A 17638-nucleotide genomic window follows, 5' to 3' on the forward strand; every position below is an offset into this window, starting at 1 on the left:
AGAGTGAAAGGTCGAAGGTGGCGATCGACATGAACGCTCGCGATGCCTGTGACCTCGATCGGGAGTCTCTGTGCGGATTCGACAGGCCGTGAATACCGAAGGACCACATAAGCACATCAATATTCATCGCGCGTTCCAGATCCACTACGCGTTCAAGTTCATCAATCTGTTCCTGGGATTCTTCTTTCAGATCCTTGTGGTGAAAACGCTACCGCCGAGCGGCTACGCGACCTATGCGATCTTCCTTGCAATCCTTTTGACGATGGAGCGGCTACTTTCGTTCGGCATTGATCGTACGTTGCTGCGTTATGTTCCATCGCTTACAGCGGATGGTGACTATCAAGGCCTCGCGGCTCTGTTGAAGAGGGTGGCTCTCGTAAGGGGGGGATCTATCCTGGTGGCGCTGGGTGCAATTGGTCTGCTCGCGACGTTCGCGCGAGACACGTTGCTGATGGGCGAAGGGATACTTACGATCTGCGCGTTCGCTGTTTGGTATGCGGGCTATGCGGTGACGACCGATTTGGAGATGTTGGCGCAAAGCTGGATCGTGCACGCGACGACCGCGATATCGGGAACGATCGATGTCCTTTTGCGAAGCGCGTGCGTACTCCTTCTTGCACTTTCCGGTCATGAAATCAGCGGTGCTACAGTGATCGCAATATCGGCTGTGACGACGTTTGTTGCGGTGATCATCATACTCTTAAAATTGATCCGGCTCAGGCCGCATATCTCAAGTCTTCTGATCGCGACCAACGAGCAGCGACTGCCCCGCCTGAGCGCGAAGGATGCTCCGCTTTTCGCCGCATCAATCTACGCGTCCAACATTGGTTGGTTGATTACCAGTCCCTCGGTTGTCAGGATATTTGCCAAAGGCGGGCTCGATATTGTTACGTTTTCCGCATTTTCGTTTGTGCAAGGGCTTTGCGTTTCGATTCAAAGGGCGTTTCCCGGTCTGATGATCCTCCCAAGTCTGGAGCCCTTGTTCGCCAGGTTCACGATGGCGCCTGCGCGAGTGTTTTCCTCGCTTTCGCTGGTGTTCAAGCTTGAGTTGGTCTGCTTTTTGGCTTTCTCAATTCTTACTGGCCTCGCGGGACGAGAGATCATCGCGCTTGTATCACGGCCGGAGTATGCTCCGTACTACTACTTGCTCCCGTTGGTCATGTTGATCCTCTTGTTTCAGACCATTTACCGGATATGCGAGATTGTTACGAGCGTTCAGCTTAAGCACACCGTCTTCCTGGCGCTCTGGCCGGTATCGCTGCTGGGGGTCGCAGCTCTCTACTTGACTGCAGATCGTTGGGGCCTTCTCGCAGTCCTGTTCATTCCGCTCACAGAAAGTGCAATCCGTATCGGAATCATCATGCTTGCCCATCGACGCGTCGAGACATGGCGGGCAATAGACCCCGTTCGCTCGCTCCAGGTCGGAACAGCGGCAGGCGGCTCCGTTCTATTTGCTTTGCTTGCTCGCTACGCCCGACCAGACGTCGGAAACCTAACCTTGGCCGTGCTGGCTACAGGTCTCTTCTTCTTGACGGTGTTTGTTGTACGCCCACTGCGTAAGGATGAGGTCACGAGTCTCAGTCTGACCATGCCGTCGTCCCTGCAGTCCCTGAGTCGCGCGATCACGCGTTGGGCCCGATAGGGATAGGTGGGCTCGCCCTCAGGCGCCGTTTGATCGAGCCATGGCTTCGGTCGCTTAAAGTGAAAGTGCTCTTCGAGAACCTACCTTCCGGGCAGCCTCAGGGCCTCCAGCATATCCGCCTCAAATGCGAACGGAGGAGCTGCAGAGGAGATCGCAAAACAATCGCCTTGCATCTGATGGATAGTGATCAGTCCTATACCGCTTGCAAATGAGTTGTCCCGTATCGCCCGGACGAAATTGAAGGCGCTTTTCGAGGGAGCCTTTCCGACGCAACCAGCTTGGTCGCGATTTACGCCAAACTCCGTGTTCATGATTTGCTTGCGTGACAAGTGATGAAGGTCGGCCCAGGTGTTTACGACATTCATTCGCTTCAGCAACAACTCCGCATTGCCAAAGGTTGTCCTGTACTTTTCGAAGCTGTAGCTGTGAACCGTTCGATACAGAAAGTCGTAGATTAGTTGCGATTTTGCCGAGTGGGTCAGATTTGGATCTGCCGCCACGTTTCTTCGAAAGGTATTTTCTGCGGCGAGCTTACCATCTCTGTCCATTGCAGCAGGAAACTCAAGGCCGCCGACATGAGAGAAGAATCCAGCATACCCTTGATGCGTGAAGGTGGCGGACTCGTAAGGGTGGATCGCATAGCCGGTATTCGCGTCAAAGCGGTCGGGTCTTAAATTGACAACACCCGCTGACGAGTCCCCGCTGACCGATCCGTCGAGCTCCGCGAAGCCGGTTCCGGCCACGATCAATGTGTGAGTTGGCAGGATCAGGCGGATCTGCTTCCAGTAGAATTCGATTTGCTCGTTCCAGGGGCGCTGACCGTTGAATGAAGTGGGTGACGGGGGTTCGTTGAAAAGCTCGATAGCAACCAGAGCTGGCGGAAAGCGCGCCCCGATGGAAATGGCAAGCTTGCTGACGACGTGGATCAAGCGCTGAAACTTTTCCCCGGTCTCGCCATCCAGCAGATCGACATCCGCGAAGCCGGAGACCGGGTGAGCTCCTCGAGGGAAGGGATGAATATCCACTATGACCCTCAGTCCACTGTCTACTCTCCGGGAAATGCCGATCATTATCTGCGCAACTAATGCATCAAGTAAGTTTTCGGAGCGAGCCGACATCAACGCGCCAACGTCTATCACCATTCTGAGGCAGTCAAAGCCAGACGAGTTGATCAAAGCGAGCCGCGATTTCGGCATGACTGCTTGGTCGGAGCCGCCGTTTCGAAAGGGATCCTCGTCGTAAGCAGCCGATCCTGGGGGGCCGATCGACAAGCCGTATCCGAACGGCTGAAATGTGTTTAAGCAGACCAGGGTCTTGTGATTATCGGAGAAGGCAGGGCCATCGCTCAGTTGCGGTTTCTGCATTGACGCGTGAGAGGGAAGGCCCGAGCAGCAGATGGCAAGAGCTGTGGCCATCGCCATCGTCCGTAGTTCTCGAAAGTGACAAGCGTTCAACGGAATGCCCAATCTTAGGTTATCGACGACTCCGTGGATGTCTGACCTCCCTCCGCTTTGATATCTTGCGGCCAGCGGAGAACATTTCGGCGTAGACAAATTTGATTTCTAACGGCCGCTGGACAATCTCGGCGGACCTTCCGGGCGTTAGGAGTTGATTGGAGCCGGCGCGGTCGGCTAGGCGCGGTTGGAGCTAACTCCCAATCGTCGTTTAGGCTCTCGCCTGTACTGGCGCTTGGGCAGTCCGGGGGGACTGTTGAGCGATCTAGAACGCGCGCCCAAGCGTCTCAATGCGGAAAGCTCGGAGCTCGCGGTCACCATCGCCATCGCCGGCAAGACCGCATACCAGCTATTTGGCGCTAGAAACGCCGACTCTACAACGTTGGCCCCAATCATATAAATGAAAATCGCCAACGGAAACGCGTTGATGTGCGACTTCTCTTCATCCCCAGATATCAGAAGTCGCGCCGCAATCCAAAATTGCCAGGCGAGCAGGACCAAGCATAATGCGAGACCAACATACCCGAACGAAATTAGTATCTCCATAAAGCCATTATGCGCGTTGAGGAACTGACCGTATCCTATTCCTTCGATCTGAGGTGATATTATCTTGGTAAAACCTGCTGCGAGACCGTAGCCAAGGAGCGGGCGCTGGTCGGCTAGCCCAATCAGGTAGCCCCACAGCGGAACGCGGCCCGTCAAATCGGGCTCCTTTCCAAGAGCATTAAGTGTGAGCGTTGCAAGATCGCCGCCGAATAATGCGATCATCAGAAGCGCAAGCGTCAGGAACGGCAATGCGGCTATTCGTATTTGAAATGAGCATCGACCCACGAGCATCAGCGTGGCCAGCAGGACGGGCATGAAACCCGCTACGGCGTAGGCGGCACCGGAGTTGGCTCCGTACAGGCACACCAGACTGATAGTGATGATGGCAACGCGAACTGCATAACTTGTGAAGGCAACGCGACCATAAAAGAGCACGAGTACGAACGACAGCGCGGCCAGCTGCCCCAAGGCGGTCCGATGGCCAATCACCCCGCGCCAGGAACCCGCGTGGACCGCCTCAAAAGGAAAAACATCTGTGGCCTGATGGACACCCTGATAAGGAAAAACAAAGACCCAGACAAAGCTTGCAACGATAATAGAGGACAGCGTCCAGAGGAATAAACGCAGCGAGCCCACCGTTCCAAACTTTGAGCAAATGGCAATTCCAAAAAGTACGGTCCCGGACAGGGCAACGCTCTTTCGCAGAGTCAACAGCGGGTCTGGCGACCACAACATTGATAGGAAGCCCAGCAGAGGGAGGATAAATACAGGCCAGCTATGACGAACGGTTGTCCAGAAATTGGACGAGATCAGGAGAAGAATCGCAACCAAATAGCACAAGCTCAGCACGATTTGGCTGCGAAGGGAGCCATCTGCACCGAGGTCCATCGGACGGCCAGTGTCGATGCCGGCAATCTGCAGCGCAAATCCGCCGATCATCGCGATCATGCAAATTCCGGAAATGATCGTGACCGGCAACGGAACCGAGGGCGGTCCCGAATTTTCTGTAGGTCGCTGAAGCTTGAGCCGATAGAAGTTGCGTTTTTGAAAAACCGAATTTCGTTGCATGATCCAACTGGTCTTGCGCGACGAACGCTGAGAGGTCGTCAGGACGCGAATGTCTCAGTGGGCGACAAATCGTAAACGACGAGGATTCCCCGAATATTGCTACAGCACATTTTAAATACCAGGGAAATAAATAATTAAGTATTTGCGAAACAAGCTTAAAATGGCCGAGTTGCCGCGGTCGGTCTTTTGTCCCGCCGTCACCCTCGAACCGTTTTAGGCGGTCTACTCGTGGCAATCTCTGGGAGATGGTTCGCCACCGCAAGCGTGACGTAGGCAGCCTCAGCTGGCGGCCTCAGTTGAGTTTCCTGCGAAGCTTTCGAGCGCTGGCGGGCCTAGCACTCCCGGCGCTCTAATCCGCAATTGGATCGGCAGCCGGGAGCATTGGGGCTGGAATTGCCATGGCGTGCCATGTTGGCCCTCCAAGTGACAATGCGTAGAAAACCGGAGTCCGGTAGTTGTCCGGACTCCATTTTCGGAACGGGGTGTTCTACTGAAGGAACACCGGCGCGATTTGAGCACCAAGTTTTTTCGTTATTCCGGGAATGCCGCAGTGGGGGCTGGAACCACGCTGCGGCTTTTCCGATTTCGCGAGGGTTCGAGCTGCCACCTGGCGGCCGGTGGCACAGACTGCATGCCAAGGAAGAAAGCCCCAGCTACGCTAAGGTGATGCGTGAGGAATGGGCGTTTCGGTTTTTCATTTGCTTGGTCGGGCTTTTCCCCGTCGTTCTAGTGGCAATCTTGTTGTTCAAGCTTTGAGGCCGCCAACTGAGACGGCCTCTTATTGATCCCTCTTCAGCTTTCGCCGGCCCCAATGAGGCTCTTTGCCCTTCGGGCTAAGCTCCGGGACATAGTGGCGGTTCAATGCCCGCATGACCCCGATGCGGGCAAACATCGTCGGGCCGCCACCTTCCGCCACCACGATCAAGGCTTCCATCGCCGCTTGCCACTCCGGTACGGCGTGCTCTTTCTTCGGCAGCGTGGCGATGTACTCGCCGGCGTCGAGCAGCGTCACCAGTACGTGATTGCCGATCGTGACCGGATCCTTGAAACGCCGACCCCAGCCTCGTTCGGTCATTCCTTCCGCTTCAGATCATGTCCCGCGGCACCAATGGCGCGTTCAACCTCATCGGCCAGGATTGTCAGATGCTCGGCCAGCTTGGTGAACAGTTCTCGCTTCCTGGGCTCAGTTGCCAGATCACGAATCAAGGCGCACTCGGCAGCATCCGTGCGCAGCTTTTCCAACTGAGGCTGCATGTCTTTCACGGTGATCGGTTCCGTTCCCGATCTGGAACTATAACGCTTTGTGCAAAAGCAGGCAGATTTGATTGCCGTTTTTTCCTATGCTCATGGCCACCTGGCGACCCCATTACCGCCAAGGTACCTTCAAACGGCCCCGGCAATTTAGTCTTTTGCTGGGGCCGCTTTTGCGCTGGTGCCGATCAGCCGGACATAGGTCCCGCTCTCATGCAGCTCGAGCCAGCCGCATTCAACTGCATACTTGATGCCGGCCCCAAACTCCGAGCCACTGGCTTTTAGCGTGTAAAGGAAGGGCGCGTTTATCTTCTCAATGTGGATGCGGCCGTCCTCGACCGCTTCAATAGACGTCGCGAGTTCTACCAGCTTGCGAGTCGCGACTTCCGGGTTGGCGAAGGATCGTTCGGTGGCGGGTTTCATCGGTACCCCATAGCTGGCACTGTCGGCGTATTCCAATCGAAGTCTGGTCGGACATCGGCGCCTCTTCTGCCGCAAGCCTGACAGACGAATTTCGACTCAATATCCGATAGCCGCACATCGTCAGACCATCGATCCGCGCTTGAGGCGCTCGAGACTCTCCGGATGCTGTTGCGGCAGCCTGGCGGCAAGGCCCGCCTTTCCGTTGATCGAGATGCGCCCAGCGGCGCTTTGCTGGCTTCGAACACCCGCGCGCCGAGATCGACCCCAGCAGCTTATTAGCCCGGATTTTCAAGGCTAAAAGTCTCGGACTGCTCGTTATAGGCGAACAGCTCGGCATAACGGCCCCAGGACACCACCGTCTTGAGCGTTTCGTCCGCATAATCCTCGGACATATAGTCTTCGAGCTCGTTGCGGAACCGCGCCACGGGCGCAGTGTGCGAGGGACGTTCGTCGAGCACGCGGCGGATCAATCCCATCACCGGAACGTATGCGACGAGATGTTCGGCGAACAACCTTTTGCGTGCGTCGGTCTCGAGATGAGCGAAACGCTTGCCTGCTTCCGTCAGCATCAAGTCCCCTTCGCTGAGTTGGGCCAACCGCAGAAGCTGAAGAGATTCGCCGAGATGCAGGATTTCGTCTGCTTCGAGCTGGAGCTGGCTTGCGAGCACGGGCAGGTCGGCGTGTCCGTGATAGGGCGGTCCCGCCAGCGTCTCGATCAGGCCGGACAGCACGTTGGATGAGACGTGATGCAGAGTCATGCCGATACCGGTCCCGGAAATGCCTTCGATCGAAGATGCCTTCGGCTCGGCGCGCTGGGTCATGCGGGCATAGATGCTGTCGACAAGCTGGCGGAAATGCGGATCAAGCCGGTTGCGTGGATGAGGCAGGTCGACTTTGATCTCGGCGGCGACACGCCCTGGATTGGATGAAAATATCAGGATGCGATCGCACATCAGGACTGCCTCCTCGATATTGTGCGTCACCATCAGGATCGACTTGATGGGTAGTCGACCCTCGATCCAGAGATCGATCAGATCGGTCCGCAGCGTCTCGGCGGTGAGGACGTCGAGTGCCGAAAAGGGTTCGTCCATCAACAACAAGTCGGGGTGCACAACAAGAGCGCGAGCAAAGCCCACGCGTTGGCGCATGCCTCCCGACAGTTCTTTCGGGAAGGCCGACTCGAAGCCGTCGAGGCCGATCAGGTCGATCGCCGCCAGAGCACGCTTGCGGCGTTCGGCGGCATCGGCGCCTAGCGCTTCCAGTCCAAGCTCGACATTTTGCAGAACCGTCAGCCAGGGAAACAGTGCGAATGATTGAAACACCATGGCAACGCCGTTCGGTGGACCAATGATGGTTTGGTCGCGGCACGTTGCCTCGCCTGACGAAGGGCTGACCAGTCCGGCGATGATCCGTAGAAGTGTCGATTTGCCGGACCCGGAGCGGCCGAGCAGTCCAACAATCTCTCCTGGCCGGATCGTTAGGTCGACGTTCTCAAGCACCAGCAATTCATCGCCGCTACCCTTTGGAAAGGAGCGGCAGACGCAGCGGATATCGATCAATGTGGCAGTTTGGTCGAGCATCATAGGCTCTCCTCTACTCAAGTCTCGTTAGCCAAGGCGCAGACGCCGCTCGCCGAACGCGTAGAGCGGCCGCCAGATCAGTCGATTGAACAACGTCACCAGAATACACATCGTGGCAATTCCGAGCACGACGCGCGGGAAGTCACCGGCTTCCGTGGCGGAAGCAATATAGGCACCGAGCCCGGTGGCCTTCAGATGCGTGTCGCCCCAGCTTGCGACCTCCGCGACGATCGACGCATTCCAGGAGCCGCCGGACGCGGTGATCGCGCCGGTGATGTAATAGGGAAAGACGCCGGGCAGTATCACCTTGAACCACCATCGCCATCCCCGGAGATGGAAGCTGCCGGCGGCTTCGCGCAGATCGGTCGGAAAGGCGCTCGCGCCCGCGATCACGTTGAACAGGATGTACCACTGCGTGCCCAGGATCATCAGCGGGCTCAGCCAGATGTCTGGATTGAGCTTGAAGCTGACAATGGCGACGACAAAGACGGGGAAGGCGAGATTGGCCGGGAAGGCCGCCAGAAACTGGGCCAGCGGCTGGATTCGTTCGGCGAGCTTCGGGCGTAGCCCGATCCACACGCCAACCGGCACCCAGATCAGCGTGGCGAGGCTGATCAGGATGGCGACACGCAACAACGTGATGAGCCCGTCCCTGATGACGACGAGAACGTCGGACATTCCGAGGCTGGCCGAGAGATAGCGATAGGTCAGCCAGGCGGCATAGGCCGTGCCGGCGAGGATCAATGCGATCCAGACCGTATCGACGAGGCGTGACGTCTGGTCTTTTCCTGGTGCCGCGGGCGGCAGCTTCGGCAGCGGAATGCGCAAGTTCGAGATCGCGCGGTTCAGCGCCGCGAAAGGAAGGGTCAGCGCACGCAGCGCGCGGGTCCGGCGGAACAGGTCGAGCATCCAGGAGGCCGGCGCCTCGCCTGAGGCGGTCTGCTCGAAGCGGAATTTGTCGGCCCAGGCGACGATGGGGCGGAACAGCAGCTGATCATAGGCGATGATCACGAGGAGCATCGCCAGCATGGCGTAGAGGATCGCCGGCAAATCCTGCTGCTGAATTGCCATCGCGACATAGGAGCCGATGCCCGGCAGCGTCACCGTGGTGTTGCCGACCGTGATCGCCTCCGAGGCCACCACGAAGAACCAGCCGCCCGACATCGACATCATCGCGTTCCAGATCAGGCCGGGCATCGCGAAGGGGACGTCGAGGCGCCAGAAGCGCTGCCAGCCGGACAAATGGAAGCTTTGCGTGGCCTCTTCCAGATCCTTCGGAACGTTGCGGATCGACTGGTACAGGCTGAACGTCATGTTCCAGGCCTGGCTGGTGAAGATCGCGAACACCGAGGCGAGCTCGGCGCCGAGCACCTGCCCCGGAAACAAATTCATGAAGAACACGACGGTGAAGGTGAGGAAGCCCAGGATCGGGACGGATTGCAAAATATCCAGCAGCGGGATCATCACCAATTCGGCTCGCCGGCTCTTGGCTGCGATCGCCGCGTAGATGAAGGTGAAGACCGTCGAACAGACGATGGCGAGCAGCATCCGTAAGACGGTGCGCAAGGCGTAGAGCGGCAGGTTTGCCGGATCGAGCGAGACCGGCGCGCGCTCCAGCTCGGACAGGGGCGCGACGGTCTGCTTGCCGCCATAGACGATCAGCACCATGGCGCCGATGACGAGAGTGAGCATCACTACGTCCCAGATATTGGGACGTGCTGCCAATGCGATTGTGGTTCTGCGAATATCCTGTAGCCTCAAGATGCGGTCCTCTCAGTCAGAATTCCGCGTGCAAGCGGCCCGAGAAGATCGAGACCGGGCCGCGATCGGCGTTGTAGGCGGGATTGACGACGAGCTGATAGTCGGCGGTCATCGTCACGCCCTTGATCACCGAATAGGCGTAGTAGGCTTCGAGGATCCGTTCGGTGCGATAGTTGAGCTGGCCGTCGCCGATCAGGAGGCCGATGCCGCCGGCGGCAAGGAAGTCGCGATGCCCGGCCGACAAGCCGTTGATGGCGCCGCCGATGCCGACCGTGTCGTCCGGCCGTCCCCAGCGGCTGCCCTTGATCGAGAGGCCGGCGGAGATGCTGCGGTCAATGTCGGTGAATGACAGAATCTGGTTCTGGCCGTCGTTCCAACTCGCGCGGGCGAATAGCCCGACGTCGTTGACGATCTGTTGCTCGAGATTGACATAGAAGCCGTATTTGGAGCGGATGCGCTGGGTTGCGGTGGCGATGTCGTTGATGTTGAGCGCAGGGTTGGCGGCCGCCAGTGTCAGGACTTCGCGATAGTTCGCGGTGTTGCCGCCATTGGCAAAGACGCCGACACGCAATTTGCCCGGCTGCTCGAAGATCGAATGGCGCTCTTCGAATTCGACGACCGCGCCGCCCATCTTGTAGACCAGTGTATCGCTGTTGGGCGCATCGGGGACCTGGAACAGTCCGCCGCGCACCGCCCAGTCCTTGCGATTGAGCTCGACCACGGCGCCGCGCGTATAGCCGGGCAGGTCGGCGGGGAAATCGTACGCCCCCGACGACCACATCGCCCAGTTCATGAAGTCGGCGCGCGGGTCTTTTGCATATGAATTTCCGTCGAAGAAGTCGCCGACGGCAAAGCGGCCGACGATCACGGTCACGCGGTCGATGTCGCGCTTGCCGGCGAGCTGGTTGGGCGCGTCGGCCACCTCTTCCTGCTCGCCGCCGAGGCCGAAGGTCTGCTTGAAGTAGTAGCGCTGCGGACGGATTTTCGGGAACGGCGCGCCGGCCTTCTGGGCTTCGCCGTTGGAGAAGCCGGCAAGTCCGAGCGTGCCGTTGAGACCAAAGCCCTGCGCCAGCTCGGGATTGAAGTAGAATTCGCCGCCGTCCCACAGCCGCGCACCCAGAAACGCCGTGGTCGTCCACGTCGCCTGAAACTGGCCGCTGCCGGGCAGGCTCTGCGGGCTCGCATAGGGCGAGTGGATCGGCCCGTAGCCCTGCGGCAGCACGGTTGTCTGGGCGTGGACATTCCAGTCGCCGGACTCCGGCAGTTTCGTCTTGCCGTTGATCGGCGCCATCCAGGGCGTATCGCCGAAGTGGTAGTTGAGGCCGAGCTTGAACAGGTGGACGCGTGGTTCGACATCGACATTGGCGAGGCCAAAGCCGCTGAGGTCGTAGGTTCGCCGCGACAGCGCGACGTAGTCGTATTCGGCCTTTGCGGTCCAATTGCCGCTGACAGCGAATTCAAGGCCGAGGCCCGCCGTCCACCCGGTTTGATACTTTCCGACCGGAAACAGCTCCGAGACACCGTCGGCATCGTTGATGTTGATATGCGTATGGCCCCAGGCGAAACCGCCGGTGACGAAAGGCATGAAGCGGTCGAAGGCATAACCGATGCGGCCGCGCACGGTGCCGACATAGTCGATCGTGGTGTTGAAGGGGGTCGGTGAGCGTTCATGTGCGACGACGTCGCGCGGACCGGTGAACGTGGAGTCTGCCTCGATGCCGAGCACGACACGGTTTGCGAGTTGGCGATTGTAGCCAAGCTGGTAGCCGCCGGAGAGGCCGGTCGCGCTGGACGGCAGGATCATTCCCTGCTCGGGCAGCGGGTTGGTGCCGGGTCCAAAGCTCGCATCGCCGTAGCCGAAATGGCCGCCGACATAGAAGCCGGTCCAGCCGTAGAGGGTCTTCGCCGTTCGTGCCTTCAGCGGCAGATCGGGGGCATGCGGCTGGGGGCATCCCAAGCCCGTGAGTACGCTTCCAATGGCAAGAAATCGCTTCATTCCAAACCTCCGTGCATCGGCAGCCGCCGATCACTGCTTGCGCCGCTGTCCCAAAGCGAGCCAGGCGCCTAGTCGTCCCAGCCAGCGTGTTCCGGACAGGACCGCTCGAAGACCTTGATGGGAAATCCGTCGCTGACCGTGGAGGATCATGGCGCAATGCAGAGTTCGGCTGGCCATCCGAAGGATGGCCGCCGCCACTAGGCGTCGCAGTCGTGCGAAAAGTGCCTTGATCATCGGGCTCACCATCGGCGACGGCTTACGCGCCAGATCCAATCCAGGATGTCTGAAGCGGCTCAGACGCCGACCATTGGCGCGGCAATCCTGGTGCCACGGTCATCTCCTCGGACCAATGGCAGACCAGTCCATCGTCGTCCGTCGACCAGCGGCAGAAAAGCCGCGGGCGGATCGATCGGCCAACGTTGTGGACGCGTAGATTGTCGTTGGCGGGAAAGGGACCGCTTGCTCTGCGCGCAAAGCGGCAAAGTCCGCGCAACTGAATTCGTGCGATTACCTTCAACATCGCTCACCTCCACCTCCGCATGACGCGGCAGGTCAGTGAGCGGAACGAGACCGCCTATTTGCGGCCGTAATTCCTATCGCTGCCGCCGCTTTCGCGGACGCTTATGTTCTGCGGCTGCGTTGCTCCTTCGGGGAGCGCGGCGCCATAGGTGGTACTGCCCATAGCTCTTCGTCTGGTTGTGATCCGTCGGGAACGGAATGTTCCAGACGGTGACTGGCCCAATATGCCTGCGATCGCGTGGAGTCAAGCACATCATTCTATCCTCCTGGGAGGATATGACGTATCCTCCCTGGGAGGATAGGAGACGCCATGAAAGATCATGCTCACAGCTCGATTGCCCGCCGCCTGAAACGCGCACACGGCCATCTCGAAACGATCATAGAGATGATCGAACAGGAGCGCCCTTGCGCCCAGATCGCCCAACAATTGCAGGCGGTGGAAGGAGCGATCGAGAACGCCAAAAAGATGCTGGTCCACGATCATCTCAGTCATAGTCTTGAACGATCCTTCCCCGCCGCGGGGTCGAAGGGCAGGGCGACGCTCAAGGAGTTCAAGCTGCTGGCGAAATACCTCTGAGGCCGTTGACCGATCCTTCGCAACGTGAACTCCCCATGCGGGCCTCATCGGCTATTTGAGCGCGACAACGAAGAGAGCACTCGCTATTTCGCTGCCGGTTTTCCCAAGGTTAGGAGCGGCGAAGTCTGGATCCCAAGCATGGGTGACCAGCAACAGGGCGCACGCGAACGCTACGTTTGAGAACGGCCCCGCGATTAGAATGGCTGCACGCCGTGGAATCGAGAGGCGACCGATTGAGGGGCGAGTGTTCGGCTTTGTTGGCTTGAGAGACTCGGGTCCGTCATAGAAGCCGCACGTTGACCGAACAGGCAGAACCCTGAAGGCCAAAATCGTGCCTGATCCATCGGAAAGTCGACCGATCGTTGGACCCAGTCCAATAGTCACGACCACTGCATTGATGCCGAAGGCGCGGGCAGCAAGCAGATGGCCAAGCTCATAGACGACCAGGGCGCAGTAGCCGCCAATAGCAAGCAAAGGGATCTGCCACATGCTGATCGCCTTCTACGCGCATTGGTCTTTTTGAAGTGACCAATAACGGCCTCTCTGAAAGACCAGGGGGTGTCGTGAAGTTCTCGGGCTTTCGTGAATGGCGAGCACCCGAGAGATGAAGAGTTCGTGGTCCCCGCCGTCGTGTCGGGCATATTGTTCGCACTCCAGCGCGACCAGCACGTCGGGAAGGAGTGGGGTACCGAACTGTCCGTCGGTCGCAGATATGTCGTCCCATTTGCCGGATCTTGCGCGCGCAAAGCGATCGGACAGATGGCCCTGCTCTTCGCCGAGTACGTTTATGGCGTACCGACGGCATAACCGCCATTTCACCAGGCTCGCCGCTTCGAGGTGAATGCTGAAGGCTACGAGAGGAGGAGTTAGCGATACCGAGTTAAACGAACTCATGGTCATGCCCAGTCGCTCGCCCTCGTCGGTCGTTGCGGTTACAACGATGACTCCGGTCGGGAAGTAGCCAAGCGCATCACGGAACTGTCGATTGTTGAAAGTCATGGCTATGTGCTCTCTCAGTCGGCTGCAGGTGTCTGCGCTTGGCAAGCGTGGCTCGTATCTTGCTTCGAATCGCCTTGAGGACGTGGCAGATCAGGCTCCTGCTATTCAGCAGGGATCGCGGCTTCGATTTTCTGGGTATGGTGAAATGACGCGCTGTTCGCGGGCAGATCGTAGCTAGCCATCAGCTTGTCGACGGTCTGATCAAGCGATGCCCAGGGTGCGAGCCTCATGCTATGGGCCCGAACGAGGAATGGCGGCCCCGCATAGAAGTTCTCATATTGAACGTGTCGGGCGCCGAACTCCGAGGCCAGTAGATCCCAGGCCAGCTTGTAGAGCTTCATCCGATCCAGCGCGCTCTCATGCTCAGTCGACCAATAAGTCTCAAAAAGAGCGTTCATTTGATCGTTTCCGACAATTGAGATGTCGGCTGGCATCTGGAAGATGGCGCCGCCCATCAACTCTCTTACCGTCGCGCAGATCAGCCCATAATTGTCCTGGCACCAGCTGAGAGCGGCGTACATGTAACGCTGATTGACCACGACATACCCGTCGCCAACGGGCTGATGATCGGCGACCTGGCCAGCGATCAAGCCGGCGATCGTCGCCTCCATGGCCGCAAGTTTTCCGAGTGTCTCCTGAACGGCGGGAATTCCGCGGACGCCGGCAGATTTTGCAATCTTGTTCGCAAGCCCGACGATCAATTGAAGCTTTGCCCAGAAGCGTACGTTCGATTGATGATTTCCGAAGTAGTGCCCACCCGTTTCCATGTAGATCGCGCGACTGAGGTCGACGTTTCCGATCGTGAAGACGCGTGACCATGGGACCTTCACGTTGTCGCAGACGAGCATGCAATCGCTCTCGTCGAAGCGAGAGGAGAGGGGGTAGTCGAACGTGTTCGGTGCGGCCTGCTCCATCGATCGTCGTGACCAGAGCGATAGTCCCGGCGCATTGGCCGGTACCGCACAGGTCACGGCTTCCTTGATCCGGTCAGGCGCTAGCGGCGTCAGGTTACCGATCCAGATCTCGTCGCAAAACGCGCCTCCGGTCGCGAGTGTCTTCATGCCGTGGAGAGTGATCCCCTCGTCGTCCATGGCCGAAACATGAAGTGCCGGCGACTTGAAGAACGACGAGCCGGCGTCAGATGAGTAGTTGCGCGCGCCCTGTGGAGGGTGGGTCGCATAGCTGACATAGAGATCGTTGTCGCGGATGTAGGTGTAATAGTCGAGAAGGTTTTGTTTGAAGCCGTGGTTCGGAACGTCGAACACTTCGGGCCGACAGGTCATCCCGGTAATGAAAGATCCAACGTGATCTGGGGATCGACCGAACAGTCCGTAGCTGGCATCGGCCCACGCTTTGTGCCCGGCCGTGCGGAATTCGAGGTCTTGGCGGCTACGCGGCTGCTTAAAATAGAAACTATGACGCTGACCGTCTTCCGAGAAGGAAAGTCGATCGAAATGATCCGGATTGCATTTCAGATCGAACAGGCGCGCGAAGCTTTGAGCCGAATTGCGGAAGGCAGGATGGGTGGTCACGTCATCAACGAGGTGGCCACCGAGGTAGATCTTGCGGCCGTCTCTCAGCGATCGAAGATAATTGGCGCCGGTCCGAAGCATTTTCATCTCTCCAAGGTTAGTTAGGTAAACTAAATAAAGAGATGGGGCCTTGGAGTCAAGCAGGCTTCCTTGGGGTTATCGCGCTGCTGTCCGTCGCCGACGCTTGGTCGGCTGGCGCAGCGCAGCCTCACGTTGGTCTGCGGCGACATCGTTCAGGACCGAAATCGCGCTCTCGGCACGAGAGATCAAGACGCTTAGCTCGTTGGAATAGGTGAGGGCGCTATTGCTATCGAGGTGCCCGTAGAGCGCGTCATTGACCATTTGCTGTATGGGCGCAATCGCCGAAAGCGAGGACACGCCCTTATCGGTAAGTTCGAGAAAGCTGACCCGCCTATCCTCTGGATTGACGACCTTGGCCAGATAACCCTGCTCGACGAGGTCGGCGATCTCAACGCTTGCATAGGCGTCCGTCACATGCATCTCGCGCGCTGTCGATCTGACGGTCCATTGCTGCTTATCAGTCAGACGTCCCACGGCCTGCATGAGCACATACTGAAAAGTGGAAAGGCCGACCAGAGAGGCAAATCCGCTACGAACGGTCTCAAGCAGGCTGGAAAGCACGAAATGCTGGTGGGTGATCCTCCGCACCAGCATGTCAGTCCCATCGACCATGAGCGTGGCGCGGGAAATCGTCGGCGGTAGTTTGGGGGCGCGAGGCCGGGTGACTGCCGCACCTGGCTTGGCCTTCGATACGCGCTCCCTCGACTTTGTCATCTCAACTGTTCCTCAGAAGGCCGTAGCGTACGAATCGCTATCGTGCCGCCCGCGCGGGCCAATCGTCGATTAGCATGCTTTGGCCCATGCCAACAGGGAGAGCGGCCTTGTGGCCAATCGCCTTGAGGACCGCCCAGCCGAGGCAAAGATTGGAGGAAAGCACCGGCTTGCCTGTGGCGCGGACGATGTCTGGTATGGCCCGCAAGGTCGGGGCGCCAGTGCCGGTCAGGACAATCGCGTCGGCCGAGTGCCAGTCCAGGCGCAGGACCGCTTCGACAACCTTGGAGGCGCGTAGCTTATATATGTTAAGCGTGTCACTGGAGCCGAGGTCAATTCCCCCTTTCGCCGTCAGATCAAAGCCGGCCTGTGACCAGAACGAGAATGATGCCTCCTGCAGCCAGCCCGGATAGGGTCCAAAGAGGGCAATGCGCCGCGCCCCGAGCTCGGCGAGAGCAAGCTCAATGGCTTCGGCCGAAGAGAGAATAGGGTAGCCATATAGCCGGGAGAGCTGCTCGAACTCCCGGCGCACCTCGTCATGACCCAGCAGGTAGGTCGTTGCGGTGCAGGCGAAGCCAAAGGCTCCGAGCCTGATTGCGCCAAACCCCTCGAGGCTCTCCCCCAGATTGAACAAATAGTCTGAAAACCTCTTCCGGGCGTCGACGGGATCACCGCGGAGCCGTGTGGTGAGGCTCAGCACGTCCGGTGGCATAAGTGCGGCCATTTCAGGCTCTACGGTCGGATTGGACTGTGGCGGGGCGAAGCCAACAATGCCGCCGGATCCGTACTCAAAATCATTGGACATCGTCGCGCTCCATCAGCTTCTCAAGGGATTTAAGCAGGTCGCTGGTTGGAAGTACGTCAGCGTACTTCTGGGCCATGTCGAACAGGTTCACACCATGAGCGATCGAGCTGCGGTCGTAGACACACTCCTGCGGCACGGCGACGTGAAAATTGTAGGAGAAGGCGTCGACCACGCTGGCGCGGACGCAGCCTGACGTCGTGCAACCCGTCATGATGAGGCTGTCGACCTTGAGGTCCACGAGATGGCTCACCAGAGTGGTGCCAAAGAAGGCGCTGGGGTGTTTCTTCGGTATCAGTATATCGCCGTCGATCGGCGCGACTTCCCGGACAAAGCGGTAGCCGACGGGCGGAATCGTCATGATCGAGGGGACTTTTGCCGCAAGCCGGCCGCCGTCCTGCAGGACCTTCGGCGCGACATGTGGAAAGAGGACGGGCCAACGTTTCCTTCTAAATAGTTCCAGCACTGTGCTGATGTGCTTAACGGCCTGCCATGCGACCTCGCCGCATGACGTCGGATATTCCTCGACCGCTTGCCAAAACGGCAACGGCAACGAGCCGGTCGTTCGATACTGCACGTCGATAATGAGAAGCGCAGGCCTGCGCCCCATGCCCGCCGAGCGGCCGAATCCGGCTGCATCGTAAGCTCGTCGATCTTCGTCAGTGATGATGCCGTCCCACGGTCGCACGTCAGATC

Annotated in this window: 16 protein-coding genes; 2 read left to right on the forward strand and 14 right to left on the reverse strand. The window is 58.7% G+C overall.

Translation table 11 applies throughout. The features are described 5' to 3' along the window. The first annotated feature begins 88 nt into the window (after positions 1 to 88). On the forward strand, positions 89 to 1642 hold the full coding sequence (locus tag AB7535_RS09720; RefSeq protein ID WP_354113043.1) for a hypothetical protein: 1554 nt from the start codon (positions 89 to 91) through the stop codon (positions 1640 to 1642). 80 nt (positions 1643 to 1722) lie between these two features. Here AB7535_RS09720 and AB7535_RS09725 read toward each other — a convergent pair whose 3' ends face one another. The 8 genes from AB7535_RS09725 to AB7535_RS09760 form a co-directional block, all read right to left on the reverse strand. After that, positions 1723 to 3057: a cellulase family glycosylhydrolase gene (locus AB7535_RS09725; protein WP_354113042.1), complete on the reverse strand. Its 1335-nt coding sequence runs from the start codon at positions 3055 to 3057 to the stop codon at positions 1723 to 1725. 216 nt (positions 3058 to 3273) lie between these two features. After that, on the reverse strand, positions 3274 to 4590 hold the full coding sequence (locus AB7535_RS09730; RefSeq protein WP_354237447.1) for an O-antigen ligase family protein: 1317 nt from the start codon (positions 4588 to 4590) through the stop codon (positions 3274 to 3276). 898 nt (positions 4591 to 5488) lie between these two features. Further along, the gene (locus tag AB7535_RS09735) at positions 5489 to 5785 is read right to left on the reverse strand and encodes a hypothetical protein (protein WP_354113040.1); all 297 of its coding nucleotides are present in this window, start codon (positions 5783 to 5785) and stop codon (positions 5489 to 5491) included. Further along, positions 5782 to 5964 carry a hypothetical protein gene (locus tag AB7535_RS09740; protein ID WP_439037377.1) on the reverse strand — a complete coding sequence of 61 codons (183 nt, stop codon included), beginning with the start codon at positions 5962 to 5964 and terminating at the stop codon, positions 5782 to 5784. Before AB7535_RS09740 ends, AB7535_RS09735 begins: the two co-directional genes overlap by 4 nt. Before the next feature lie 147 nt (positions 5965 to 6111). Continuing rightward, positions 6112 to 6384 (reverse strand): hypothetical protein, encoded by a 273-nt coding sequence (locus AB7535_RS09745; RefSeq protein ID WP_354237445.1) that lies wholly within the window; start codon positions 6382 to 6384, stop codon positions 6112 to 6114. A gap of 275 nt (positions 6385 to 6659) precedes the next feature. Continuing rightward, positions 6660 to 7964 carry an ABC transporter ATP-binding protein gene (locus AB7535_RS09750; RefSeq protein ID WP_354113037.1) on the reverse strand — a complete coding sequence of 435 codons (1305 nt, stop codon included), beginning with the start codon at positions 7962 to 7964 and terminating at the stop codon, positions 6660 to 6662. A gap of 27 nt (positions 7965 to 7991) precedes the next feature. After that, positions 7992 to 9725 carry an ABC transporter permease gene (locus AB7535_RS09755; RefSeq protein WP_441279790.1) on the reverse strand — a complete coding sequence of 578 codons (1734 nt, stop codon included), beginning with the start codon at positions 9723 to 9725 and terminating at the stop codon, positions 7992 to 7994. A gap of 16 nt (positions 9726 to 9741) precedes the next feature. Next, on the reverse strand, positions 9742 to 11721 hold the full coding sequence (locus tag AB7535_RS09760; protein WP_354113035.1) for a carbohydrate porin: 1980 nt from the start codon (positions 11719 to 11721) through the stop codon (positions 9742 to 9744). Between the two features lie 829 nt (positions 11722 to 12550). Between AB7535_RS09760 and AB7535_RS09765 the strand changes: the two genes are divergently transcribed. Further along, positions 12551 to 12817 carry a metal-sensing transcriptional repressor gene (locus AB7535_RS09765; RefSeq protein ID WP_354113034.1) on the forward strand — a complete coding sequence of 89 codons (267 nt, stop codon included), beginning with the start codon at positions 12551 to 12553 and terminating at the stop codon, positions 12815 to 12817. Between the two features lie 51 nt (positions 12818 to 12868). Here AB7535_RS09765 and AB7535_RS09770 read toward each other — a convergent pair whose 3' ends face one another. The 6 genes from AB7535_RS09770 to AB7535_RS09795 all read right to left on the reverse strand — a co-directional run bounded on the left by AB7535_RS09770 (position 12869) and on the right by AB7535_RS09795 (position 17630). Beyond that, entirely contained in the window at positions 12869 to 13306 is a 438-nt protein-coding gene (locus tag AB7535_RS09770; RefSeq protein WP_354113033.1) for a site-2 protease family protein, read from the reverse strand. 12 nt (positions 13307 to 13318) lie between these two features. After that, complete coding sequence (locus tag AB7535_RS09775) at positions 13319 to 13816, reverse strand: flavin reductase family protein (RefSeq protein ID WP_354113032.1); 498 nt, start codon at positions 13814 to 13816, stop codon at positions 13319 to 13321. A gap of 101 nt (positions 13817 to 13917) precedes the next feature. Further along, positions 13918 to 15429: a 4-hydroxyphenylacetate 3-hydroxylase family protein gene (locus AB7535_RS09780; protein ID WP_354113031.1), complete on the reverse strand. Its 1512-nt coding sequence runs from the start codon at positions 15427 to 15429 to the stop codon at positions 13918 to 13920. Positions 15430 to 15504: 75 nt separating this feature from the next. Next, positions 15505 to 16143 (reverse strand): MarR family winged helix-turn-helix transcriptional regulator, encoded by a 639-nt coding sequence (locus AB7535_RS09785; RefSeq protein ID WP_135216851.1) that lies wholly within the window; start codon positions 16141 to 16143, stop codon positions 15505 to 15507. A gap of 37 nt (positions 16144 to 16180) precedes the next feature. Next, on the reverse strand, positions 16181 to 16945 hold the full coding sequence (locus AB7535_RS09790) for a maleate cis-trans isomerase family protein (RefSeq protein WP_135216850.1): 765 nt from the start codon (positions 16943 to 16945) through the stop codon (positions 16181 to 16183). Continuing rightward, positions 16935 to 17630 carry an isochorismatase family protein gene (locus tag AB7535_RS09795; protein WP_028159881.1) on the reverse strand — a complete coding sequence of 232 codons (696 nt, stop codon included), beginning with the start codon at positions 17628 to 17630 and terminating at the stop codon, positions 16935 to 16937. Before AB7535_RS09795 ends, AB7535_RS09790 begins: the two co-directional genes overlap by 11 nt. Between the last annotated feature and the right edge of the window lie 8 nt (positions 17631 to 17638).

Source organism: Bradyrhizobium sp. 956_D2_N1_4, assembly GCF_052076025.1.
Lineage (GTDB): Bacteria > Pseudomonadota > Alphaproteobacteria > Rhizobiales > Xanthobacteraceae > Bradyrhizobium > Bradyrhizobium barranii.